Source organism: Paraburkholderia oxyphila NBRC 105797, from assembly GCF_000685075.1.
Classification (GTDB): Bacteria; Pseudomonadota; Gammaproteobacteria; order Burkholderiales; family Burkholderiaceae; genus Paraburkholderia; species Paraburkholderia oxyphila.
Window position 1 is genome coordinate 17,135 of sequence record NZ_BAYD01000060.1, and the last position, 22,427, is coordinate 39,561.

Genomic DNA, 22,427 nt, shown 5'->3' on the forward strand with positions numbered 1-22,427 from the left:
AGCGTTTACAGGTAAACGCTTCTCCCTGTTTCCCCACAGTTTTTGTCGCCAAGCCCTTATTTTAGAAATGTAAACGCTTCTGATTCCACGGCTGTAAATCGACAGCGTCTGCGGCCCAATCCCACAAAATTGCCACCAGAATGACGGCCGAGCGCAGTCGCTGGGGTCTCGGCCCCGGTCTGCAAACTCCCGTACAGTCGATGCAGCGGCCGCCCCTGCGGCCAATTTCAGTACTCCGCACCTGGATTCTGCGTCCGGAACAGTTAGCGTTCCTGTATGGCCCGATTGAGCGCTGGAGCTATTTTGCAGGGAATGCCTGGACGGCCTCCTTGAGGCCGACCGTATCTTCTGCGCAGGCGTTGGAGTTGTCATCCTCTCAACGGGCAACGTTAAAGCGGGTGCAACTCATCGAGCAGACCTTGCAGTCCATTCAGGCTGCCGGGGAGCCGCTTGCGCCGAGCATTCACCAGAAAGTGGATGCCCTCTTTGCCACCGGGACGGGCTACGGGTTGGGCGGGGAGGACCTGATGGTCTTTGTGGTTCAGGAGGCACTCGTTTCGCCTCACATTGCGCGGCATCCGGCTGTTGCGAAGGCGCTGGAGCCGGGGCAGGCTGAGTCCTATGCCGAAATCACACGCCACTGGACAGATGCTTATGGCGAGATTGGTCCCAAAGGGGCTTTCTGGACGGAGTTCGGTGAAACCGTCGGGTTTTATGTGGAGTATGGCGGTCGCTTTGTCGGCGCAGCGGCGGGACTGGTCGGGGCGATTTACGACTTCAAGGAAGCCAAGGAGAATTTCGAGCATCACAATCCTGGTTTAGCCTATCTGCATACCAGCTCCGTTGTCGCAAATGTCGCCTTCGCCATTGCGACCATTCTCGGGGCCACGGTGTTTGTCTTTATCTTCATGATTCTCTTGATAGGGATTGGCCTCATCATTCTCTGGAAAAAGAAGGACAAAATTGGAGAGTGGCTGGAGAAGTGCTATTTTGGGACCGGAGACCCGAAGTTCTCCGAGTCGGACGAGCACAGGCAGTTTGAACTGTTGACCCAAGGATGACCGCGATGTACGACTACCTGACGAAGGTATCCACGTGCCTGGATTGCGGACACCGACCAGCTTTTCAACGACATACGCACTTCGTCGGGCTCACCGTTTGGGGAAGTCCGAATCGGCATTTTGCCGTCGACGGCTCATCCGCTGATGACCACGCTATGTGAACGCATCAACGCCGCTTATCCGGACATCCGTCTGAACGTTCGGGAGAGTCAGTTGGGCGAGGTTGAGACGTGGCTGGACAGTGGACGCGTGGACCTCGCTATCCTTTTCCATGCGGAACGCGCCATGACGACGGATCGGCTCGCAACGCTCGCGACAATCGAGACCTATCTGGTAGGTGCACCGGACTCGCCTGTCCTGCAGCGGGAGGCCGTCGAGTTTCGGCATCTTGCGGGATTGCCTCTGATATTGCCTGGACGACCTGACCGCCTGCGAAATCTGATGGATGATGAGGCTCGCCGGGCTGGCATCGAGCTTCGGACCGTGCTGGAAGCAGACTCGCTTGCTGTCCAGCGAGAGGTAGCAGCTACCGGACGCGGATATGCTGTGCTCGGGCCATGGGCAATCGCCCCCGATGTGCGCTCTGGCCGGTTGCGCGCTTCAAGAATCGTCAAGCCCAACATCACTCGCTTCGTGACCCTTGCCAGCTCAAGCCAGGGCGCGATGACCCCGGCAATCCGGATTGTGATTGCCACGCTGAAGGAAATAGCATCAGAACTGTCCGAGTCCGGTGTGTACGACGGACTCGCGTCCCAGCGTGTCAAACCACACGAGCGCGCCGCGCCGGCGCCAACTGCGGGAGCAAAACAGACCTCCTCCAATCGCGCGGCGGCCGCGAGCCGAAAGAAGTAGGGGGCTGCCTTGTTGCTGCTGAACGCGCTCCCCCCTGGAGGAGCGAGCGCGCACTCCACTCAGGATTTTGGGGCTTCGGCCGGCTGGTCGGTCCAGCCGCCACCGAGGGCCTCGACGAGCTTTATTGACGATGCCTACAGGGCCCCTATGCAGGCATGAGGCAAATTTCAGGCAGGTCCGAGGCGTTCGGTTTTGATTGTCGCCAGTCTGCTGCCAGCAAACGGGTCATTGCCCCAATCTACGCTGGAGCGCTTTCCTGACTCGGGTTCCGGCGCCCCACTGATTGCAAGGTGCTCCAGCGACTGTCCTGCGCCGAAGGTAGCCTGTGACACCCTCTCGTGCGGTTGGGGGAACGCAATGGCGGGCGCGGAGTCGGTTCGCGAACGGGGGCACCTTTCGGTTACGCGACGCAGATGCCTGGCACCGCAATTTTCTGGAATAGGTGCGGCGTAGCAGTGGCCGACGACGGATAGGCCGAGACTTTGGCCCTGAATTCGGGGTTTGTGAATGCAGCTCGGAAATGAGCGGTGGTTTCCCAGACGGCGTAATTGAGATACGTCGGACTCTCGCCAACCGCACGGTGCAGTTGTGTGGAGATGAAGCCCGGCTGACGCTTCATGAATTCCGCGTCGTCCTGCCAGACTTTGAGGAACGTCTGCTCGTCGGCAGTTTCCAGCGTAAAGACATTCACCAGTACGACGGGGGAGGCATCAATTGCGACCTGACGCTCTATCGGAAAGGCGGGGTCAAGCGGATGGATGTGCATTGCGAACTCCCTCAACGTACGGGTGTGATGTGCGCAATGGTTTCATATTGACACTATGATGTCAACATGAAACCATTGCGCCATACTTGAAAAATGGTGATAGATGCATAAAACCAGGCGAACGCCTGCCGGAACGGTCTTGTCAGAGATGATTCTTGACCTGTTTCGGCTCAACAATCGGCTTCTCTCGGCGGGAGACAGACTGGTCGCCGAACTGGGTCTGACAAGTGCTCGTTGGCAGGTTCTTGGGACCATCGCCGCAGCCAGGCGACCGCAGCCGGTCGCTTGGCTTGCGCGCGATGTAGGCGCACACCGTCAGAACGTTCAGCGTATCGTTAATGAGCTCGCGGAGGAGGGAATCGTTGCCTTCGAGCCTAATCCACACCACCGACGGGCGGCCCTTGTCGTCTTGACTGACAAGGGTATGCGGGCGTTCGAGGACGCGATGCGCCTGCAGGTGCCATGGGTCAACAATCTTGCGGATGGACTGCAAGTAGAGGACCTTGACACGACACAAAAGGTCATCACTGAGGTGCTTCGGAAATTGGAAGGCGATGGTGAGTAGCCAGCAGTAGACTGCAAACTCGAGAGTGTGGGGCGTCATCGAGGTGAGCGGGGCTGCGACCATCGCGCCGGTGCTAATCCAGCAGCGCAAGCCGCCGGTCGGGCAACGCGGCATTATCAAAATGCGCCAGTCCATTCCGGTACTGGCGCATTCGATTCGTCAGGCGGCTACCCCGCTTCGTAACCGGCTCCGCATCATGCGCGGTACTGCAAGGCGCTCGCAACGTTCTGAGTGCTGCCGGCTTCCAGCGACACATTGCGCGTCTCGCTGCCGCGCAGCCACCAGTACGCCGCTGCAATCGGCCCAGGCAACGCCAGCGCCAGCAGGGTGATCAATGCTGAGGACGGCGTGCCCGAACTGGCGTAAGCGTTCGTCAACATCAGCGGCGCCACCACCGCCCCGACTCGTCCCACAGCGACCGATACACCCAACCCCGTCGCCCGCACACGAGTCGGCAGAATTTCGGACGAGACCACATAGCCAGAAATGTAGGCCCAGGTCACGCCGAACTGGATCATGCAGTAGCCGATCACCATGCCAGCCAGCGAACTCGTGCCGTAGATCACCAGGATCGACAGTGTCGTGAATGTGTAGCTGACGAACAGCGATGCGCGCCGTCCCCACCGCTCGACCAGCACGGACGCTGTGAGACCGCCCATCAGCGCCGCCGCGTTGCCGTACATGTAGTAAAGCGGCATGTCGCCCGCGGGCACCTTCATGAACGGCAGAATGACGAGGGCCATTAGCGACAGCACGCCGTAGACGACCGCGGCCTGCGAGAAGTTGAATGCGCTCGCAACTAGGCAGCGGGCGCGATACTCACCGAACAGTGCTTTCACATTCCCCCAGAACGCGACCTGTTCCGGCATGAATCCAACCGACGGGTAACGCCGGGCCGCCTGCACCGCCTGCTCGGGCGTCGCGCAGTTGACGATCCGATCGACGATCGCCTCGGCTTCCGTCACGCGGCCTTGTTGCAGCAGCCAGCGCGGCGATTCCGGAATCGCGCGGCGAATCCAGAAGAACAGCAGCGCCATGGTCGTGCCGAGGCCGAAGCCGACGCGCCACGATATGTCCGCGGGCAGGTTGTTCAGCACCAGATACGACACTGCGGCGGACAGCAGGGCGCCGAGCGGAAAGCCCGAGAGAATGAGCGAGTCGGTCTTGCCACGATGCCGCTTCGGAATGAACTCGCCCATCGTCGCGGTGACCGCGGAATATTCACCCCCGACCGCCAGGGCCGTCATCGCGCGGAAGAACAGGAACGAGTCGAAATTCCACGAGAACACGGTCATCACGCTGAACGCGGCGTACCACAGCAGCGTCGCGAGAAAGAGCCGCTTGCGGCCGAAGCGGTCGGCCAGATAGCCGAAGCCGATCGCGCCGACTAGCATCCCGAACACCCATACGCTCACGGCGACAGAACCTTGTCCCGCGCTCAGATGCCACTGCGTCTTCAGTACGCCAAACACGCTGCCGATGATGTTGGTCTCGAACGAATCCAATGCCCAGCCGACGCCCAGCGCGACGATCATCAGGGTGTGAAAGCGCGTCCACGGCATGTTGTCGAGGCGCGCGAGCGCGTCTGTGTGTATCGTGTTTTCAGCGTTCACGAGGGTTCCTTGAGCAACAACGGTGCGAAATTGAAAGAGGGAAAACGGGCACGCGAGCCAATGAAATTGCGTCCGCGAGCGCCATCGAATGCGTCGTCGACAATGCGGTCCCATTCTGCTGACGCAATCCCGTATGCGGCTGGATGCGTATCGACGTTCAGCAGCCCCAGGAATTTGGCGAGACGTTGTGGCGCGTGGTCCAGCGAGCCGAAGATGGCTTCGAGCGCGGCGTCGCACGCCGGATCGGCGCCGATGGCGGCCTGCATCACTGCCGGCAGGCAGAACGAGCACGCGAGGCCGTGCGGCACACCATGGCCGAGCGTGATCGCATACGAAATGTTGTGCGCGAGTGCGGTGCGCGTATTCGAGAACGCAAGACCCGCACGCAACGCACCGAGCGCCATCTGGCTGCGCGCGTCGAGATCCGTGGGGTCGGCTGCGACGCGCGGCAGCGCGGCGACGATCTCGCGGGCGGCGTCGACGGCGAGGCCGCGCGTGACCGGATTCGCATGCACGTTCCACAAGCTTTCGAGCGCGTGGGACAGCGCATCGAGTCCGCTCGCGACGGTCTGCACGTACGGCAAGCCCACCACGAGCCGCGGATCGACCAGCACGGCTTCCGGGTAGAGATCGTCGCGCGACAACGACAGCTTGCGGTCGTTCTCCGGATCCCACACCGTGGCCCATGACGTCACTTCGCTGCCGGTGCCCGAGGTGGTCGGAATCGCGATGATCGGCAACGCTCTGCGGCCGCTTTCGCGCCCCTGGGTCAGGTACGCGAGCATCGGCTCGAATTCGCCGTGTTCGGCGGCCAGCACTTTTGCCGAATCCATCACCGAGCCGCCGCCTAGTGCGACTAGCACATCGGGCAATCGAGGCAACGCCGCGAGTTGCGCGCACGCGGCGCGCAGCATCGCAATGGAGGGATTCGCTTCGACGTTGTCGATACAGGCGAGTGCGGGACCTGCAAGCGTTTCGATGCGCTGCGTCATCGCACGGAACGGCGCGTCGGGATAGGTGATGACCGCGTAGCTGCGGCCATGCAGCAGCGTGCCGATTTCATTGAGCGTGTCCACGCCAACGCGCACACGCACCGGGTTATGAAAGCTCCACGTGTTCACGCCTTTTCTCCAGCGGCGAGGCGCATTTCGATTGCGTCGATCACCGGCAGCAGATCGGCGATGCTGTCGATCACGTAGTGCGCACCGGTCCGCGCGAGGCGCTGACGTGCGGGTTCGATCCGCGAGCGGCGCGCTTCGGTGTCGAGCGCTTGCCAGTCGGCCAGCGACAAACCCACCTCATTGCCGCTTGCCGCAATGCCTACGGCCCACATGCCGGCCGCGAGCCCGGCTTCGAGTCCGGTCGGGCTATCGTCGACGACCACGCAGGCGCACACGTCGGGCGCGCCGAGCGCCAGGGCGTTGTTCAGGGACATGTCGGGGAACGGGCGTCCGCGCAACACGTCGCTCACCGTGCAGCAGTGGTCCGGGCTATAGCCTTTGTCGCGCGCAATCGGCATGAGGTTGTTCATCACTTCGCGCGGATAGCCGGTCGTGCTGCCGATGCGGATGCCGCGGGCGCGCAACGCCGCGATTGAATCGAGCGCGCCGGGAATCAGGTCGCTGTAAAGCGCCACGTTGCGTTCGTCGACGCGCAGAAATTCGGCATAGAGCGCGTCGACGTCGCTGTCGTTCGACGCCGCGCGATGGTGCGCTTTCCAGCGCGCCTCGACCTCGGGCATCTGCAGAATCGCGACGATGTGTTCGCGCTTGGCCGCGCCCATCGGCGCGCGTGCTTCGGCTTCCGAGATCGGCACGCCGGATGTTGCGAAACACTGGCGAAACGCGTCGACCGGTGCCATGCAGCCGAAATCCAGCACGGTGCCGGCCCAGTCGAAGATCGCGGTGGTGATGGGGCCGCGATAGGTGCGGCCAAACGAGGAGACGGCAGGAGAGGCAGGTGATTGCATCGTGTTCATGACCCAAAAAGGTAGGTGGGGTGTCGATGAACAGAGCTTAGTTTTGTCACATGACGCGTCTATGATCGAATCACCCGGGTAAAAGCGGGCTTTCAACCGATTTTTTCGATGGATCGTTCGGCCCTTTAACTACGATGAATACGCCAGCCCGGTCATGACGCTTGTTCAATTGCGCAGTTTCATCGCCGTCGTTCAGCACGGCGGATTCACCGCGGCGGCGCGCGCGTTGTCGATCAGCCAGACGACGATCACTTCGCAGATCCAGGCACTCGAAGAGGAGCACGGCGTCGAGTTGTTTCACCGGCGAGGCAGACGTGTCGAGCTATCGGCGGTCGGCATGGATTTGCTGCCGATCGCGCGGCAGATCAGCGGCCTCGAAACCGACGCGAAGTCAATGCTGCACGACAGCGGCACGCTCAGGCACGGCTCGCTGAAGATCGGCGCGGTCGGGCCGTTTCATGTGACCGAGATGATCGAGTCGTATCACGCGCTGTACCCGCATATGCATCTCGCCGTTACGCTTGGCAATTCAGAGGCGGTGTTGCGCGACCTGAACGACTATGCGTGTGACGTGGGTGTAATCGCGAGCGTGTTCGACGACGAGCGGTATCACATGCAACCGTATGCGCAATATCCGGTCATTGCGTTCGTCAACCGTGCGCACGGACTTGCCGCACGCGACACGATCACGCTCGCCGAACTGGCCGCGGAACCGCTGCTGATGCGCGAACCCGGCTCGACCACGCGCAAGGCGCTCGAAACCGCATTCCGCGAGGCCGGCTTGAATCCGCGCACGGCGATGGAAATCGGCAGCCGTGAAGCGTTGCGCGAGGCGGTGGCGCGTGGGCTTGGCGTGGGCACGGTATCGCAGTCGGAATATGTTCCAGATGACCGGCTACGGCCGTTGCGTATCGATGGCGATCCGGTGAGCACGCACATTCACGTGTGCTGCTTGCGCGAACGACGCGATAGCATGCTGGTATCGTCGTTTTTCAAGGCGTTGAAAGGGAACCCCGATCGCGGCGGGAAAAACGGCGGTGGGCACGGCGCTGAGCAATAACGTTGCGAACTGGATACGTGCGCTGGCCAATTCCCAATGCACATCGCAACTTCGAATATCGCCGCTTTGCGTCGCTGCTATGAATGATCTGGAGAGGCGGGCAACGGGCCAAAAAACATCACCTTGAGCCGATTTTTGCCGAGCGCCCGTGCCAGCTCCGCGATCACGCAATAGTTGAAGATCAATGTCACGAGCAGGATCTGAATCGCCCAGTATCGCGGCCAACTGATATGGGCGAGCAACGCGTGGTTCGCGGCGACAAAGCTGCCGGCCTCTTTCCAGAAGTCGTAGAGCCGCTCCAGATAATGAATGACGAGCGCGACGATCGCGTACATCAACGTCTTCCACGAGACGTTCCAGACGAGCGGTTTGTCGGGAAACTGGTTGATGAACGGCAGCATGTCTGCGATCAGCACGGACTTGCCGAGTATCAGCGACGAGATCAGGACCGATCCCGAGGTGGGCAACGATATGCCAGCCTGCTTGACCATCAGTGAACGGATCAACACGACGATGTGAAGAATGATGAAGAAGAAAATCGTCGGCGGTAAAACCTTCTTGAACTCTTCTTTTACCTTTTCCATCAGCGAGCTCATGGTGTTCTCCAGTCATCGGCGATGCCGCGACGGCACCTGAAAGACGTTATCCGAAAAGCGAAATCCCCGTATGTGCAATGGCCGGATGATGCCGGCCGAGCGGTTATATGCCATCGACAAACGGCAACTCACCGCACAACTTCAGCCGGACGTTCGCGAACCTCTCGCGCCTGGCTTCCGAACGGTGGCGAGCTTCCTCCGATGGTTGTCGTCAATCGAAACGGTGTACCGTCCCTAAACTGGGTATCATCGCCGCAATGGGTCGTAGCCGCTCCTGGAGGGACACCATGAAGAAGTCGGCTCTGTGGCTGTTTTCGCTCTGTCTGATTCTTATCGCGCCGGCCACGCTGGGAGCCGTCACGGCGGCTGCGCAGCCGGCCGAAGCGGCGGCCGCCGCATCAGCGAGTGCGGGGGAGCAGCCAGGACACGCGCTGCGGGTGGCCATTGCCCCGGTCGCGCCGTTCGTGTTACCGCAGTCGGGGGCACCGGTAGGCTTCAGCGTCGACATCTGGTATGAGATCGCGCGCCGCATGCATGTCGATTTCACGTGGGATCGCGTCGCGAATCAGCCTGATCTGCTGACCGCCGTCCAGCGTGGCGACGCGGACGTCGCAATCGCCGCGATCACCATGACGCCGGAGCGCGAAAAGCTTGTCGACTTCTCGCTGCCGTATTTCGATTCCGGCTTGCAGATCATGGTGCGCGCGCAAAACGACAACTCGTTCGTCGCGACGTTCAAGTCGGTGCCCTGGCTAGCCCTCGGGCAGTTCCTGGCTGCTGCCGTCGTGATCGTCTTCATTCTCGCCAATCTCGTCTGGCTCATGGAGCGCCGCCACGATCCCAACTTTGACAAGCCCTGGCTGCGCGGGGTTGGCGAAGGGCTCTGGGTGACCATGCTGATCATTGCAACAGGCGAGCATGGCGAGCGCGAAAGCGCCGGGCTATGGAAAAGGGTGCTGGTACCCGCGATGTGGCTGATCGGCGTGGTGCTGATCGCGCAGTTCACTGCGACCGTCACATCATTCCAGACGGTCGCGCGGTTGCAATCGAGCATTCGCGGACCGGATGATCTTCCCGGAAAGACGATCGGCACGGTGCCGGGCACGGTCTCCGCCGACTACCTCAGTGAGCGCGGCTTGCCATTCGTGAACGTCAACACTGCCGCCGACGGGTTCCGGATGCTGATGCGCGGTGACGTGCAGGCCATCGTCTACGATGCGCCGACGCTCCAGTACTGGGCGGGCCGACTCGGCAACGGGTCACTCGCCGTCGTTGGACCCATATTCAAGCCTGCCAAGTATGGGATCGCTGTGGCGAACGGCAGTCCGTTGCGCAAGACCATCAACGAAACCCTGCTCGCGATGTACGAAGACGGCACCTACGGACAGATCTACCGGAAGTGGTTTACGGAGAGCAAATAGGGCCGAAATTCGACAGTTTGCCGAGCCAGGCGCCAGTCGTCATTATTTGGAAATGGGCTTTGCAGGGGCTAAGGTTACTGTGAGGGACACCGTTCTGCACGCACGTTCCCTCTGCGATTGAAGCCGGTGATGCTGACGAAAGCTTTGCGGGGCCGGCTGTCGGGAATCGCGATGTCTCGTACGTTTTCAAACGTATACGTATCGAAGAACGCTCCGGCGATTGGGTAGCAAGCTGGCAAGTAGAACGAACCACGCAGCGCCAGATTGCCCTGCATTGTCGGAGTAGCTTCTGGAAGCAGGCATGCGCGCGAGCCAACTCTGCCTCGCACGCTCAACGATCCGAACCGAAGCGAGGTGCACAAATGGCAAGCACGCAGATTCTGGCCGAAAGGCAGGCGGCGGGACGTCAGGCACGAGAGCATGCCCGGCGCTCCCAACATGCCGAGATCGGCAATACCGACCGTGATCCGGTCGAGCTCCTGCAGGAAAACAGTGCCGGCAGAGTCGAGGCCCTGATCCCTTTGCGCTACGGCCGCATGTCCGTGTCGCCATTTACCTTCTTTCGCGGCAGCGCAATACTCCAGGCCCATGATCTGGCCGGCACGGTTAACTCAGGCATCGCATTTCCCATTTGCGGCGACGCACACCTCATGAACTTCGGTGGGTTTGCGACGCCCGAGCGCCAGTTGGTGTTCGATCTCAACGACTTCGACGAAGTCGCAACGGGGCCGTGGGAGTGGGATCTCAAGCGCCTGGTTGCGAGCTTTGCCATCGCCGGCGAGCACATGGGGCTAGGCCGCGGCCCAATCAGCGAATTCGTCTCGACTGCCGTTCACGAGTACGCGCAGCGTATGCATGAGTACTCGGAATACAGTGCCCTCGACCTGTGGCACGAGATCATCACTTTCGAGCGTATGGCCGAAAGCGCCACCAACGACGAAGGGCGGAGTCTTGTAGCCAAGACGGCTAAAAAGGCGGCTAGCCGAACCCATGAAAGCGTCCTCGCCAAAATGGCGACACTGAGCAACGGCCACTGGTCTATCCAGGACGCACCGCCTGCACTGTTTCACCCTGCCGGTCCCAATTCGCTGCTCGGTAAAGATAGTGCGTGGTCCGATACCAAGGCATGGCAAGGCAAACTCGCCAAGGCCTTCGACGCGTATCTCGAGACGCTGCCCGCTGATCGACGCATGCTGATCGGGCAATACGAGCTTCAGGATATTGCGTTCAAGGTCGTTGGCGTGGGAAGCGTGGGTACATTCTGTCTTGTCATGCTGTTCGTGGACGGCAGCGGAAGGCCGTTGTTTCTCCAGGTCAAGGAGGCCAGGCCGTCGGTGATCGCCACCTATTTCCCGGCCCAGGGCCCCGAGCATCAGGGCGAGCGCGTGGTTTCCGGGCAGCGTCTGCTGCAGGCGGCGAGCGACGCCTTCCTCGGCTGGACCACGGGGCCCGCAGGCCGGAATTTCTATTTCCGGCAGTTGCGCGACATGAAGGTGTCGGCCGAAGTGGAGCGCATGAGCAATGCCGTGCTGCAAGGCTACGCGCGCATTTGCGGTTGGGCGCTTGCACGGGCGCACGCCAAGGCTAGCGGAAAGGCGGTGGAAATTGCTGCCTATCTCGGCAATGGCGAGCGCCTCGCCGAAGCACTCACCGAGTACTCGATGGCCTATGCCGCTCAAAATGAAGCCGATTACCGCACATTCATGAAAGCCTGCAGATCAGGAAAACTGGAGGCGCGTAGCGACGAGGACATGGCGGCAGATTTTCGCGTGTGAGCGCGCCCAGCTAAAAGCAATCTCGGTCACGCTCGCCGCCGAACCGGCGGCGAGCAGATCCCGCAATGCGCCATCGAGCCGAACGTTCATGAACCACCTTCCCAGACTACAAGGGGAGCCAAAGGACGTGCCGAAGGGGGCGTTCGTCTATCGCTCGCGCACGTACGACGTCTTTCTGCACTGACGCGCATTCTTTAGGACGCCAAACGATATTTCGAAGCCGAATGCGGAGATTGCCGCCACGCGCATCTACCCGCCTGGCAATAAGGCGGGCGCAAAGCCGCTGCAATTCCCGGACGCCAACCGGAAGCCAGCTGACCTTCGGACCGAACGCGCCTGCCGGCAAGGAGAAGAACTGGCTGCGCACGGTGCCGGTCAAGGGTTATTTCGTGATCTTCCGCCGCTACTCGCCGGAGAAAGCAATCCATGCTTTGCGAAAACCGGTAATTGTCAGAAATCTTGCAATTCCGATGACCTCCCGTCGCGAATCTATAAATTTGAAATAAATCGAAATGATCTGTAAATAAATCAGTTATAGATTTGTAATTTATGTGCGTCTGCACCATTTTGGCCAATGATGCAGAAGTGCTGGAACCACTGTGGTGCGGGGCTTCTGGGCTTTAGAGTTAATCCTCTAAACAACGTTTTCTGACATCAAAAAAAGTTTGCTTAACTGCTTTTTGTTTTGCTATCTTTCGATGCGCTGAAACAAAACTGAAACACGCCACTGCTTGTCCGACATCCAGCGGGATGTCTCGACAGGCAATACGGGCTAATTGTTTGGCCGGATTGATACACGGCGAGCACGATATTGAATTAGTAGAACTACCTATATTGTGCCGCTTGCAAAGACTGCGTGCGTCCCGTAGTAGCCCCGCCGCTTCGGAGTGGGGTTTCTACGTATATGTTTCGTAGTCCGATTGAAATCAAGGATTTAACCGGTTCTGTCAGGCGGACGGTCATGCAATGACACGGATTCGCTGCGGCCACGATTTGGGCGCGCTGCGCCCGAGGGAGCGAAGGTGGTGATGAAAGTGCAAGTGGAAGTGCCAGCCGGTGGCGCGCGCTCGGGTGGGCCTGGCTGTCCGCGCGAGTTCGGACGCAAGCAGCAAAACCCCGTGCGCCGCTATGGCGGGATTGGGGCGGTCGTCGTCCTGCACGCCGTGCTGATCTACGCGTTGGTCAATGGTCTCGCCACCAAGGTCGTGCAGGTCATTCAGCATCCCATTGAAACCAGGATCATCGAGCCGGTGAAGCCGCCTCCGCCGCCGCCACTGCCCACCGTGCAGCTGCCGCCGCCCAAGTTCGCGCCGCCGCCCCCGCCGTTCGTGCCGCCGCCCGAGGTGCCGGTGCAGGCGCCGCCGCAGGCGACCATCACGCATCAGGCTGCACCCGTCGTGAGCGCGCCGGTCACCGCGCCGCCCGCGCCTCCCGCACCCGTGCAGGCGAAGCCCGTGAGCCACGAAGTCGGTGTCGTGTGCCCGAACTCGGATGAGATCCGTTCGTCGATCCGCTATCCGAAGGAGGCACAGGAAAACGGCGTGACCGGCGACGTGCTCATCGAATTCGTCGTGGACCCGCAAGGCCACGTGACGAATGAACGCGTGGCGCAGTCGGCCAGCGACGACAGCCTCGACGCTGCCGCATTCAACGCAGTGAAGAAGTTCAATTGCATTTCGCAGGGTCAGCCGGTGCGCGTGCAGGTTCCGTTCTCGTTCAATCTCAACTGATACGAACGGGCTTCACGTAACGGATGGCGAGTCACTACCCAAAGTTTTAGAAGTTCAACGGATGAACTGGAGCAGGCATGAAAAAGCGTTCCTACGCCGCACTGGCGGCCAGCATGTTGATCGCCGTAGCCACGGTCGATACCTTTGTCGCTCCGCAGCTTGCCAACGCGCAGGCTAGCGACGCCACGGCCGCCGCGTCGGCACCCGCGACCGCCGCCGCGTCGGCGCCGGCCACCGCGGCGCTCGCGGCACCGGCACCCGCCGCGGCTGCGGACCAGCCCGCACCGCCGCCCGCACCGGCCACCTCCGAGACCGTCACGAACCCGTATGGCCTCGGCGCGCTCTGGAAGAACGGCGACTTCGTCGCGCGCTTCGTGCTGTTGCTGCTCGTGGTGATGTCGATGGGCAGCTGGTACATCATGATCACCAAGTTCTTCGAGCAGTTCCGCGCCAATCGCCGTGCGAAGAGTGCGGATGAGCAGCTCTGGAGCGCGCCGTCGCTCGCCGACGGCGCGAAGCAGCTCGAGGAATCGTCGCCGTTCCGCTTCATCGCGGAAACCGCGATCGAGGCCGGTGCGCACCACGACGAAGCGCTGCTCGAAGCCGTCGACCGCAATACGTGGATCGACGTCTCGGTCGAGCGCGCCATCACCAACGTGTCGAACCGCATGCAGGACGGCCTCGCGTTCCTCGGCACCGTGGGCTCGACCGCGCCGTTCGTAGGCCTGTTCGGCACGGTTTGGGGCATCTATCACGCGCTGACTGCCATCGGCATCGCGGGCCAGGCTTCGATCGACAAGGTCGCGGGCCCGGTGGGCGAAGCGCTCATCATGACCGCCATCGGTCTGGGCGTGGCCGTGCCGGCCGTGCTCGGCTACAACTTCCTCGTACGTCGCAACAAGGCGGTGATGGAGCGTGTGCGCGGCTTCGGCGCGCAACTGCATACGGTCCTGCTGGCCGGCGGCAAGCGCGCCGGGCGCGCCGCGCCGCGCGCCGTGATGGCCGACTGAGCGAGGGGCACGCCATGGCCATGAGCGTTGGAGGGGAAGGCGGCGACGACGAGGTGATCTCGAGCATCAACACCACGCCGCTCGTCGACGTGATGCTGGTCTTGCTGATCATCTTCCTGATCACGATTCCGGTGGTCACGCACACCGTGCCGTTGCAGTTGCCCAAGGAGACGGTGCAGCCGCTGCAGACCACGCCGAAGAGTATCGAGATCGCAGTGAACCGCGATGGCGACTTCTTCTGGAACGAGACGCTGGTGGATGGTCCGACGCTGCTCGCGCGCCTGAAGTCCGTCTCGGAGCAGCAACCGCAGCCCGAGGTGCACGTGCGCGGCGACCAGGGCACGCGTTACGAGTTCATCGGGCGCGTGATCACGTCGTGCGAGCGCGCCGGGATCGCCAAAGTGTCATTCATTACGGAGCCGCCTGCGCGCGGCGGTTAAAGGGTAAAGAGGGGGCGGTTATGGGCATGAACGTATCGTCGGGCGGCGGCAGCGAACCCGAAGTGATGGTGGATATCAACACCACGCCGTTGATCGACGTGATGCTGGTGTTGCTGATCATGCTGATCATCACCATTCCGATCCAGATGCACGCGGTCAAGATGAATCTGCCGGTGGGCAACCCGCCGCCTCCGGCCGTCCAGCCGGAGGTGGTGCAGATCGACATCGACTTCGACGGCACCACGACCTGGAACGGCACCCTCGTGCCCGACAAGGCGGCGCTCGAGCAGCGCTTCGCGCAGGTCGCGGCGGAGCCCGTGCAGGCGGAGATCCACCTGCGTCCGAACCGGCTCGCGCCGTACAAGGACGTGGCCGAAGTCATGGCGGCGGCGCAGCGCGAAGGCGCAACGAAGATCGGTCTGATCGGCAACGAGCAATACATGCAGTGAGGCATACAAGGCGATGAGCATTCCTGATCGATTCAAAAGAGTGGCAGCCGCGCTCGCGGTAAGTGGCCTCTCGGCGCTGGCCGTGCTGCCGGTGGCGGCGCACGCCGCGGACACACTGCGCCCCGACGTGGCCAAGCCGCTGAACGATGCGCAGAACCTGTACCGCGCGCATCACTACGAAGAGGCGCTCGGCAAGATCGCGCAGGCCGCGGCCGTGCCGAACAAGACGCCGTACGAAACGTACATGGTCGAGGAGATGCGCGGCGCCGCGGCCGTGGCGGCGGGGCAGAACGGCGTGGCGGCGCAGGCCTGGGAGTCGCTGCTCGCGAGCGGCCAGCTCAAGGGCGAGGATGAGCAGCGTACGACGGCGGCGCTCGCGGGCATCTACTTCCAGCAGAAGAACTATGCCCAGGCGATCAAGGTCGCGCAGCGCTACCAGAAGGCGGGCGGCGGCGATCCCCAGATGGCCACCTTGCTGGTGGAGTCGTACTACCTCTCGGGCGACTACGCGAGCGCTGTGCACCTGTTGAACACGAGCGTGGACGCCCAGGTGCGCAGCGGCCATGCACCGGACGAGGCACAACTGCAATTGCTGGGCACCTGCGCCCAGCATGCGAACGATCAGGGGGCTTATCGCGGCGCGCTCGAAAAGCTCGTCGCGTATCACCCGAAGCAGGCGTACTGGGATGACCTGCTGCACGCGATCCGCAGCAAGCCTGGCTATTTTGGCGCGCTCGATCTGGATACCTATCGCCTGCGGCGTGCGACGGGCTCGCTTGCCAGCGCCAACGACTACATGGAGATGACGCAACTGGCGATCGTTGCGGGATCGACGGCTGAAGGCAAGCAGGTGATCGACCAGGGCTTCGCATCGGGTGTGCTGGGACACGACGCCGGCGCCGATCGCGAACATCGCCTGCAGGCGCTCGCGGCGAAGCGCGCACAGGCCGGGCCCGATCCGGCCAACCCGGTCGCGCCGTTCGACGCGGCCTTCAATCAGGTCTATGCGGGTCAGGCCAGGCAGGGGCTCGCGACCATGGAAGCGCTCATCGCGAAGGGCGGTCTCGATCATCCGGATCTCGCGCAGCTGCGCCTTGGCGAAGCGTATTACGTGGCGGGACAGAAGGCGCGTGCCGTGCAGGCGTTCAAGGCAGTCAAGGGCACCGACGGCAGCGCCGATCTCGCCCAACTCTGGATTCTGGTGGCATCGAAGCCGTGAGTGCGTGAGCGTGGTGCGCGGCGGCACTTCGGGCGTCGCCGTGGGAGGCAACGCTGGAGATGTCGCCGGAGGTGTCGCTAGAGGCGCCGAAAAGCACGAAGTTGAATCAGGACTCCAAATCGACTGGTGCGGCTTGCCGGTCGGAGCATTTCCATCATGAGGTGCCGGCCCGGGAAGTCGAGCGGTAGGGGCGTGCCGTGCCTGAGGGAAAACAATTTGGCGATATCAAACTCATTTTGACGCGTGATTTCTCGCTTGCTATGGTTTCGCCACTCGATAACAAGGCCGTTGTAGCAGCAACAATAGGGAACAGGATTCGGGGGTTGCGCCAGCGGCTCCAACTCACGCTGCAGGACCTGGCAACAGCGTCGGGGGTCTCGAAGCCGTTCCTTTCGCAGGTCGAGCGCGGGATGGCGACGCCCTCCATTGTGACGCTGTCGGCCGTTGCCAAGGCGATGGGCGTCACGCTGCAGTATTTCGTCGAAACGCAGGACGAAGAGCAGGCCGTTTTCCGGCGCGACGATCTGAGATTCTTTGGTTTCGCGGGATCGGCCAGCCAGTTTGGCCGCCTCACGAACGCGGGCACGAACCGTTTGCTCGATGCGCAACTCGTGCGGATGCCGGCCGGAGAGACGACACCGGCGGTCATGACATCCGCCGTGGAGGAATTCATGTACGTGATGAGCGGCGAGGTGTCGCTCACCCTGGAAGGCAGGACATTTGTCTTGCAGGCCGGTGACACCGCGCACTATGAATCGTCGGTGCCGCATGCGTGGGTCAATACCGCTGATGAGGAAAGCGTGTTCGTGTGGGTCGGCACGCCGAAGCTGTTCTAGCTGGATCGGCTAGCGCGGTATGCGATGCGAGGCAAGGAGGTTGGTAAGGAATACGAAATATAAGGAAGGTGAGGTTCCGCAGGACAGGGCTCAACAGGGGTGGATGGTGCAGTAGTGAAGCGGCTGAAGGCGGGGAACAAACGGCGCGGCGCGACAGCGTCGTCAAATCGAGCGGCGGGGTTCACGAGACCTTGCTTCGCATAACCGAAGTGGACGTGACCGACGAGTGAGAAGGGGAAAAAGTGAAACAAAGGGTACTGGCGCTAGCCATTCGAAGAATAATCTGGGCTGAACTGGCGTTGTCGGCGGCCATCGCCATGCCGGCGTTTGCGCAGAGCCAGCCGCCGGCCAATGCCGGCACGGCTGCTGTGCCGGAAAGCGCCTCGGCGCCAGCGGCGAACTCGCAACCCGGCAATACCGCGCCTGCGGCTGCCGCCGCCGGCACAGGCGCAGCGGCCACCGGCACGGCCGGCACCGCGCCCGTGAAGCAGTTGAAGAAGTTCGAGGTGACCGGTTCGCTGATCCGTCAATCGGACAAGACGGGTTTCCAGCAGGTGCAGACCGTCACGCAGAAAGACATTCAGAATAGCGGCGCGACGAGCGTGGCCGACTTCCTGCGCACGACCACGGCCAACTCGGCCAACAGCTGGAGCGAAGGCCAGGCCGGCAACTTCGCCGCCGGCGCGGCCGGTATCGCGCTACGCGGCTTGAGCGAGAAGTACACACTCGTGCTCGTCGACGGCCAGCGCGTGGCGCCGTTCGCCTTCTATTCGAACAGCACCGACAGCTTCTTCGACCTCAACACGATCCCCCTGAACGACATTGAGCGCATCGAAATCGTCAAGACGGGCGCCGTATCGCAATACGGCTCGGACGCGATTGCGGGCGTGGTCAACATCATCACGAAGCACGATTTCCGCGGCCTCCAGCTCGACGGCAGCTACGGCAGCTCGGTCAGCGACGGCGCCGGCAACGGCACGACCAAGTTCGGTGTACTGGCGGGCTTTGGCGATCTCAATGCGGACCGCTTCAACGTCACCGCTTCGGCGAGCGTCTATCACGATGCGGGCTCGACGCTGGCCGACCGCGACTCCACCTCCGCGCAGGACTTCACGAACCGGCCGGGTGGGCTCTCGCTGCTCGCGCCGTCCTACTGGCAGACGGGCCCGAACACGGCGCAGGCGCTGAGCGGCTGTCCGTGGGGCGGGGCGGTCCATCCGGCCGGCAGCAACTTCCTCGGCGCGGCGGCGGGCCTGGGCGGCACGGTGTGCAGCTTCAACACGGCCAACGGCATGTCGATCGCGCCGGAGACCACGCGTGCGAGCGCGAAGGTCCATGCCGACTTCAAGATCAGCGACACGACCACGGCCTTTGCCGATTTGTGGGAGAGCAACAATCAGACGACCACCAACGACGGTCTCTGGAACAACATCGTCGGCAGCCCGCAACAGCCGACGCTGGCGTACACCCCGGGCGTCGGCCTGACGCCGTTCAACAACGTCGTGCCGGCAGGGAGTCCATACAACCCGTACGGGGTGGCAACGCCGCTCACCTACGCGTTCCCGAACACCGTGACGGAGAAGACCGACGCGAATTACTGGCGCGGGTCCACGGGGATTCACGGTTCGTTCACCGTGCCGCAAGCCGGCGACTGGGACTGGTCGGCTTCGTACAGCCACTCGCAGAGCAACGTTTCGAATACCTACACGAACCAGCTCAATACGGCGGTGCTCAACAACATCTTCCAGAACGGCACGTTCAACTTCGCCAATCCGTCCTCGACACCCAATGGCCTGAACGGCCTGTACCAGGACGCGAACAACCAGGGCATCTCGAAGCTCGATACGGTTGACGCAACGCTGGCCACGCCGAACCTGTACCATCTGCCCACGGGCGATATCGGCATCGGCTTCGGCGCGCAGTTCCTGCACGAGAGCGAGGTCATCAACCCGGGTGCGGAGTATCTGGATGGCACGGTGCTCAACCCGAATCTGGAGACCGTCGACGGCCAGCGCAATGTCGCGGCGGTCTACTACCAGGTCGACATTCCGATCATCCGGAACCTGACGTTCAGCCAGTCGGGCCGCTACGACCACTACAGCGACTTCGGCGGCGCGTTCTCGCCGCGCTTCGCCCTGCGCTACCAGCCGGTCCAGCAAGTGACGATGTACGGCTCGTATAACCGCGGCTTCCGCGCGCCGACGTTCGTTGAAAACAGCAATTCGCAGACGCTCGGCATCCAGCAGCTGTCCAACGGCACGGTCACCACGATCACCCAGGGCAATCCGGACCTGCAGCCGGAGCGCACGCGCAACATCAACCTGGGCTTCCAGACGTCGCTGACGCGCACGACCGATTTCGGCTTCGACTGGTACAAGATTCGCGTCGACCACGTCATTGGCGAAGCGGCCACGCCGTCGTCGGTGGTGACCAACGCGCAGGGGCAGATTCTCTACGAAACGTTCCCGTACGAGAACCTCGGCTACCTCGACACGAACGGCTTCGAAGGCACGTTCCGCCAGTCGCTGCCGACCAAGTACGGTACGTTCTCGCTGCTGGGCGACTGGGCCTACGTGAATCAGTTCAAGCTCGGTCTGCCTTCCGGCCCGGTCAACGGTGCGGGCAACAACTTCACGCTCTCGCAACCGTTCGGCGGCAGCTTCCCGCGCTGGAAGGGCAATACGACGCTGAACTGGGCTTACCACAACTGGAACGCGGCCCTGACGTGGGAGTTCACGGGCCCGTATGCGGAGACGCTTACCGCTGCCGCACCCACGCTGCCGTCCGGCAAGGTGGGCTCGTACAGCCAGTTCAACCTGATGGTCACCTATACGGGCATCAAGCATTGGACGATCTACGGCGGCATCAACAACATCTTCAACCGTACGCCTCCGTTCGACGCGGTCTTCGCGAGCAGCGCGCTCAACCAGACGGGCTACGACACGTCGTTGTACAACTATATCGGCATGTTCGCGCAGATCGGAGCGACGTACAAGTTCTGATCCGCAGGTGCTGAGTAGGGCGTAGTACGGGATTCAGGCGGCGGTGGCCGCCTGAATCGCATGTTTCCCGTAGTGGCGAGCGACATCGGCACACCCTGCCGTGTCTAATCAACGAACCGTGCATCGGCCACACGCCGGCGCGCGTCCTCAAGCAGACTGACGATGAGATTGAAGAAGTTGAGGTTGTTGCGATGCTCGCTCGTAGCGCCCGCACTGGCCGTTGCCATCGGCACGCTCGCGGCGGCCCAGACGCCGGCCCTTGCCGCGACGGCGCTCGCGCAGTACGACCAGCCGAAGTATCCACCCGGCTTCACGCATTTCGACTATGCGGATCCCGACGCGCCAGCCAACGGCACGCTGATTTTCCAGAACTACAATCAGTTCACGAGCTACGATTCGCTGAATCCGTTTCTCGTGCGCGGCACGCCGGCGCCGGACATCCAGAACCTGATGTTCGACACGCTCATGCAGCGCAGCTGGGATGAGCTCGCGTCCGAGTATCCGCTGATTGCAGATAATGTCGAGGTTGCGCCCGACCAGACCTCGGCGACATTCCATATCAACCCGGCCGCACGCTTTTCCAACGGCGATCCGATCACGGCCGCCGACGTCAAGTATTCGTTCGATACTCTGACGAGCCCGCAGGCCTCGCCGCTCTTCAACGCGCAGTTCTCGGTCATCAAGCGCGCGGTCGTGGTGGACCGGCAGACGATCCGCTTCGAGTTTCGCCGGGCCGAGCGCGACGCGCCGCTCATCGCGGGCGACTTGCCGGTGTTCTCGCCCAAGTGGGCGCGCCGCGCGGACGGCACGACGATCCCCTTCGACCAGCTCTCGAACGTGCCGCCCATTGCGAGCGGCGCGTATCTGATTGCCGGGCGCAAGAATGACAAGCAGATCGCGTATCGCCGCAACCCCGACTACTGGGCCGCGAATCTGCCGACGCGGCGCGGCATGTACCGTTTCGAGCACATCACGTTCAAGCTCTACGTCGACCTGTACACGCAGCTCGAAGCCTTCAAGGCCGGCGACGACGACATTCATGTGGAATACAGCGCCACCCAGTGGGCACGCAAGTACGTGGGCAAGAACTTCCGCAACGGCTTGCTGAAGAAGGGCGATTTCGCGGACGGTCCGGCACAGATGCAGGGCATGCTCTTCAACTTGCGCAAGCCGATGTTCGAGGACGTACGCGTGCGCCACGCGCTGTCGCTGGCGTTCGACTACGACTGGATGAACCGCATGATGTTCTACGGCCAGTACGTGCGCCTGCACAGCTATTTCGAGCAGAGCCCGTTCCAGGCCACGGGCACGCCGGGCGATAAAGAGCTGCAGCTGCTGGCCCCGTATCGTGCGAGCCTGCCGTCCGCGGTATTCGGGCCGATGCTCGAGCAGCCGGGCACGTTGCCGCCCGATTCGCTGCGCGGCAACTTGCGCGAGGCGCGCGATCTGCTCGCGCAGGCTGGCTGGCACTATCGCGACGGCGCGCTGCGCAATGCAGATGGCGAGCCCATGACGATCGAGATCCTCGACGACCAGCCGGGCATGGACCGCGTGATCCTGCCTTATACGCAGGCACTCGCCACGCTCGGCATCAATGCGCACCTGCGCGAAATCGACAGTGCGCTGTACCAGAAGCGGCTCGACAACTTCGAGTACGACATGACCACCTGGCTCTACAGTCCGGTGACGATTCCGGGCGCGGAACTCGAGCGCCGCTTCGGCACGGCCGCGGCGTCCCAGGTGGGCTCGGAGAACTATCCGGGCGTGCGTTCGAAGGCCGTGGACGCGCTCGTGGCGGCGGTCCAGGCGGCGAATACGCTCGACGATCTCGAAGCGGCCACGCGTGCGCTAGACCGGGTGCTGATGAACGAGTATTACCTCGTGCCCGAGTACTACGCACCCAACGCGCGTATCGCCTACAAGACCACCTTCGCCTTCCCGAAGACCATACCGGTTACGTACGGGGCCGAGGACTGGACCATCGACTACTGGTATCGCAAGCCCGCATCGGCACCGCTTGACCCGGCCGCGCAGGCGTCCGCCCACTGAGGAGC

The 22,427-nt window shown here is 62.3% G+C and carries 20 protein-coding genes; 15 read left to right on the forward strand and 5 right to left on the reverse strand.

The genetic code is table 11. From position 1 onward, the window contains the following. Window positions 1-140 precede the first annotated feature (140 nt). Window positions 141-1,061 carry a hypothetical protein gene (locus tag BO1_RS56605; RefSeq protein ID WP_156992476.1) on the forward strand — a complete coding sequence of 307 codons (921 nt, stop codon included), beginning with the start codon at window positions 141-143 and terminating at the stop codon, window positions 1,059-1,061. Window positions 1,062-1,133: 72 nt separating this feature from the next. Continuing rightward, on the forward strand, window positions 1,134-1,913 hold the full coding sequence (locus BO1_RS53435; RefSeq protein ID WP_281179214.1) for a LysR substrate-binding domain-containing protein: 780 nt from the start codon (window positions 1,134-1,136) through the stop codon (window positions 1,911-1,913). 400 nt (window positions 1,914-2,313) lie between these two features. On the opposite strand, the gene BO1_RS30430 is transcribed toward BO1_RS53435, so the two are convergent. Beyond that, complete coding sequence (locus tag BO1_RS30430; protein WP_028220775.1) at window positions 2,314-2,679, reverse strand: antibiotic biosynthesis monooxygenase family protein; 366 nt, start codon at window positions 2,677-2,679, stop codon at window positions 2,314-2,316. Between the two features lie 148 nt (window positions 2,680-2,827). On the opposite strand from BO1_RS30430, the gene BO1_RS58100 reads away from it, so the two are divergent. Then, complete coding sequence (locus BO1_RS58100) at window positions 2,828-3,244, forward strand: MarR family winged helix-turn-helix transcriptional regulator (RefSeq protein WP_245643945.1); 417 nt, start codon at window positions 2,828-2,830, stop codon at window positions 3,242-3,244. Between the two features lie 194 nt (window positions 3,245-3,438). On the opposite strand, the gene BO1_RS53440 is transcribed toward BO1_RS58100, so the two are convergent. From BO1_RS53440 to phnX, 3 genes are read right to left on the reverse strand one after another with little or no spacing between them, the layout of a single operon-like run. Continuing rightward, a complete protein-coding gene (locus BO1_RS53440; RefSeq protein WP_043287267.1) occupies window positions 3,439-4,806 on the reverse strand; it encodes an MFS transporter in 1,368 nt (455 codons plus the stop codon). A gap of 47 nt (window positions 4,807-4,853) precedes the next feature. Further along, window positions 4,854-5,978, reverse strand: coding sequence for an iron-containing alcohol dehydrogenase PsrA (psrA, locus tag BO1_RS30445; RefSeq protein ID WP_028220777.1), 1,125 nt, complete (start codon window positions 5,976-5,978; stop codon window positions 4,854-4,856). Beyond that, entirely contained in the window at window positions 5,975-6,826 is an 852-nt protein-coding gene (phnX, locus tag BO1_RS30450; RefSeq protein ID WP_028220778.1) for a phosphonoacetaldehyde hydrolase, read from the reverse strand. Before phnX ends, psrA begins: the two co-directional genes overlap by 4 nt. Before the next feature lie 163 nt (window positions 6,827-6,989). Between phnX and BO1_RS30455 the strand changes: the two genes are divergently transcribed. Then, window positions 6,990-7,895, forward strand: a complete 906-nt coding sequence (locus BO1_RS30455; protein ID WP_028220779.1) for a LysR substrate-binding domain-containing protein — start codon at window positions 6,990-6,992, stop codon at window positions 7,893-7,895. Between the two features lie 77 nt (window positions 7,896-7,972). On the opposite strand, the gene BO1_RS30460 is transcribed toward BO1_RS30455, so the two are convergent. Next, window positions 7,973-8,491, reverse strand: coding sequence for a hypothetical protein (locus BO1_RS30460; protein WP_028220780.1), 519 nt, complete (start codon window positions 8,489-8,491; stop codon window positions 7,973-7,975). A gap of 107 nt (window positions 8,492-8,598) precedes the next feature. On the opposite strand from BO1_RS30460, the gene BO1_RS53445 reads away from it, so the two are divergent. The 11 genes from BO1_RS53445 (at window position 8,599) to BO1_RS30510 (ending at window position 22,422) form a co-directional block, all read left to right on the forward strand. Beyond that, a complete protein-coding gene (locus BO1_RS53445) occupies window positions 8,599-9,912 on the forward strand; it encodes a transporter substrate-binding domain-containing protein (protein WP_084688279.1) in 1,314 nt (437 codons plus the stop codon). 362 nt (window positions 9,913-10,274) lie between these two features. After that, window positions 10,275-11,687, forward strand: coding sequence for a DUF2252 domain-containing protein (locus BO1_RS30470; protein ID WP_028220781.1), 1,413 nt, complete (start codon window positions 10,275-10,277; stop codon window positions 11,685-11,687). 224 nt (window positions 11,688-11,911) lie between these two features. Then, window positions 11,912-12,193, forward strand: coding sequence for a DUF1214 domain-containing protein (locus BO1_RS60340; RefSeq protein ID WP_167338409.1), 282 nt, complete (start codon window positions 11,912-11,914; stop codon window positions 12,191-12,193). Between the two features lie 522 nt (window positions 12,194-12,715). Then, entirely contained in the window at window positions 12,716-13,417 is a 702-nt protein-coding gene (locus BO1_RS30475) for an energy transducer TonB (RefSeq protein ID WP_028220782.1), read from the forward strand. Window positions 13,418-13,494: 77 nt separating this feature from the next. Then, entirely contained in the window at window positions 13,495-14,427 is a 933-nt protein-coding gene (locus BO1_RS30480; RefSeq protein ID WP_028220783.1) for a MotA/TolQ/ExbB proton channel family protein, read from the forward strand. Between the two features lie 14 nt (window positions 14,428-14,441). Beyond that, entirely contained in the window at window positions 14,442-14,867 is a 426-nt protein-coding gene (locus tag BO1_RS30485; protein WP_028220784.1) for an ExbD/TolR family protein, read from the forward strand. 20 nt (window positions 14,868-14,887) lie between these two features. After that, on the forward strand, window positions 14,888-15,316 hold the full coding sequence (locus BO1_RS30490; RefSeq protein ID WP_028220785.1) for an ExbD/TolR family protein: 429 nt from the start codon (window positions 14,888-14,890) through the stop codon (window positions 15,314-15,316). A gap of 13 nt (window positions 15,317-15,329) precedes the next feature. Further along, a complete protein-coding gene (locus BO1_RS30495) occupies window positions 15,330-16,535 on the forward strand; it encodes a tetratricopeptide repeat protein (protein WP_043287252.1) in 1,206 nt (401 codons plus the stop codon). 260 nt (window positions 16,536-16,795) lie between these two features. Further along, window positions 16,796-17,371: a helix-turn-helix domain-containing protein gene (locus BO1_RS30500; RefSeq protein WP_028220787.1), complete on the forward strand. Its 576-nt coding sequence runs from the start codon at window positions 16,796-16,798 to the stop codon at window positions 17,369-17,371. A gap of 242 nt (window positions 17,372-17,613) precedes the next feature. Then, the gene (locus BO1_RS30505; protein WP_028220788.1) at window positions 17,614-20,373 is read left to right on the forward strand and encodes a TonB-dependent receptor plug domain-containing protein; all 2,760 of its coding nucleotides are present in this window, start codon (window positions 17,614-17,616) and stop codon (window positions 20,371-20,373) included. Between the two features lie 162 nt (window positions 20,374-20,535). After that, window positions 20,536-22,422 (forward strand): extracellular solute-binding protein, encoded by a 1,887-nt coding sequence (locus tag BO1_RS30510; protein WP_028220789.1) that lies wholly within the window; start codon window positions 20,536-20,538, stop codon window positions 22,420-22,422. The last annotated feature ends 5 nt before the right edge of the window (window positions 22,423-22,427 follow it).

Bases quoted from the DNA above. Each gene is read 5' to 3' on its own strand.
- BO1_RS56605 (WP_156992476.1), top strand. From the start codon at position 141: ATGACGGCCGAGCGCAGTCGCTGGGGTCTCGGCCCCGGTCTGCAAACT.
- BO1_RS60340 (WP_167338409.1), top strand. From the start codon at position 11,912: ATGCGGAGATTGCCGCCACGCGCATCTACCCGCCTGGCAATAAGGCGG.
- BO1_RS53445 (WP_084688279.1), top strand. From the start codon at position 8,599: ATGCCATCGACAAACGGCAACTCACCGCACAACTTCAGCCGGACGTTC.
- BO1_RS30470 (WP_028220781.1), top strand. From the start codon at position 10,275: ATGGCAAGCACGCAGATTCTGGCCGAAAGGCAGGCGGCGGGACGTCAG.
- BO1_RS30495 (WP_043287252.1), top strand. From the start codon at position 15,330: ATGAGCATTCCTGATCGATTCAAAAGAGTGGCAGCCGCGCTCGCGGTA.
- BO1_RS53440 (WP_043287267.1), bottom strand. From the start codon at position 4,806: ATGCCGTGGACGCGCTTTCACACCCTGATGATCGTCGCGCTGGGCGTC.
- BO1_RS30455 (WP_028220779.1), top strand. From the start codon at position 6,990: ATGACGCTTGTTCAATTGCGCAGTTTCATCGCCGTCGTTCAGCACGGC.
- BO1_RS58100 (WP_245643945.1), top strand. From the start codon at position 2,828: ATGATTCTTGACCTGTTTCGGCTCAACAATCGGCTTCTCTCGGCGGGA.
- BO1_RS30430 (WP_028220775.1), bottom strand. From the start codon at position 2,679: ATGCACATCCATCCGCTTGACCCCGCCTTTCCGATAGAGCGTCAGGTC.
- BO1_RS30480 (WP_028220783.1), top strand. From the start codon at position 13,495: ATGAAAAAGCGTTCCTACGCCGCACTGGCGGCCAGCATGTTGATCGCC.
- BO1_RS30475 (WP_028220782.1), top strand. From the start codon at position 12,716: ATGAAAGTGCAAGTGGAAGTGCCAGCCGGTGGCGCGCGCTCGGGTGGG.
- BO1_RS30485 (WP_028220784.1), top strand. From the start codon at position 14,442: ATGGCCATGAGCGTTGGAGGGGAAGGCGGCGACGACGAGGTGATCTCG.
- BO1_RS30500 (WP_028220787.1), top strand. From the start codon at position 16,796: ATGGTTTCGCCACTCGATAACAAGGCCGTTGTAGCAGCAACAATAGGG.
- phnX (WP_028220778.1), bottom strand. From the start codon at position 6,826: ATGCAATCACCTGCCTCTCCTGCCGTCTCCTCGTTTGGCCGCACCTAT.
- BO1_RS30460 (WP_028220780.1), bottom strand. From the start codon at position 8,491: ATGAGCTCGCTGATGGAAAAGGTAAAAGAAGAGTTCAAGAAGGTTTTA.
- BO1_RS30490 (WP_028220785.1), top strand. From the start codon at position 14,888: ATGGGCATGAACGTATCGTCGGGCGGCGGCAGCGAACCCGAAGTGATG.
- BO1_RS30510 (WP_028220789.1), top strand. From the start codon at position 20,536: ATGAGATTGAAGAAGTTGAGGTTGTTGCGATGCTCGCTCGTAGCGCCC.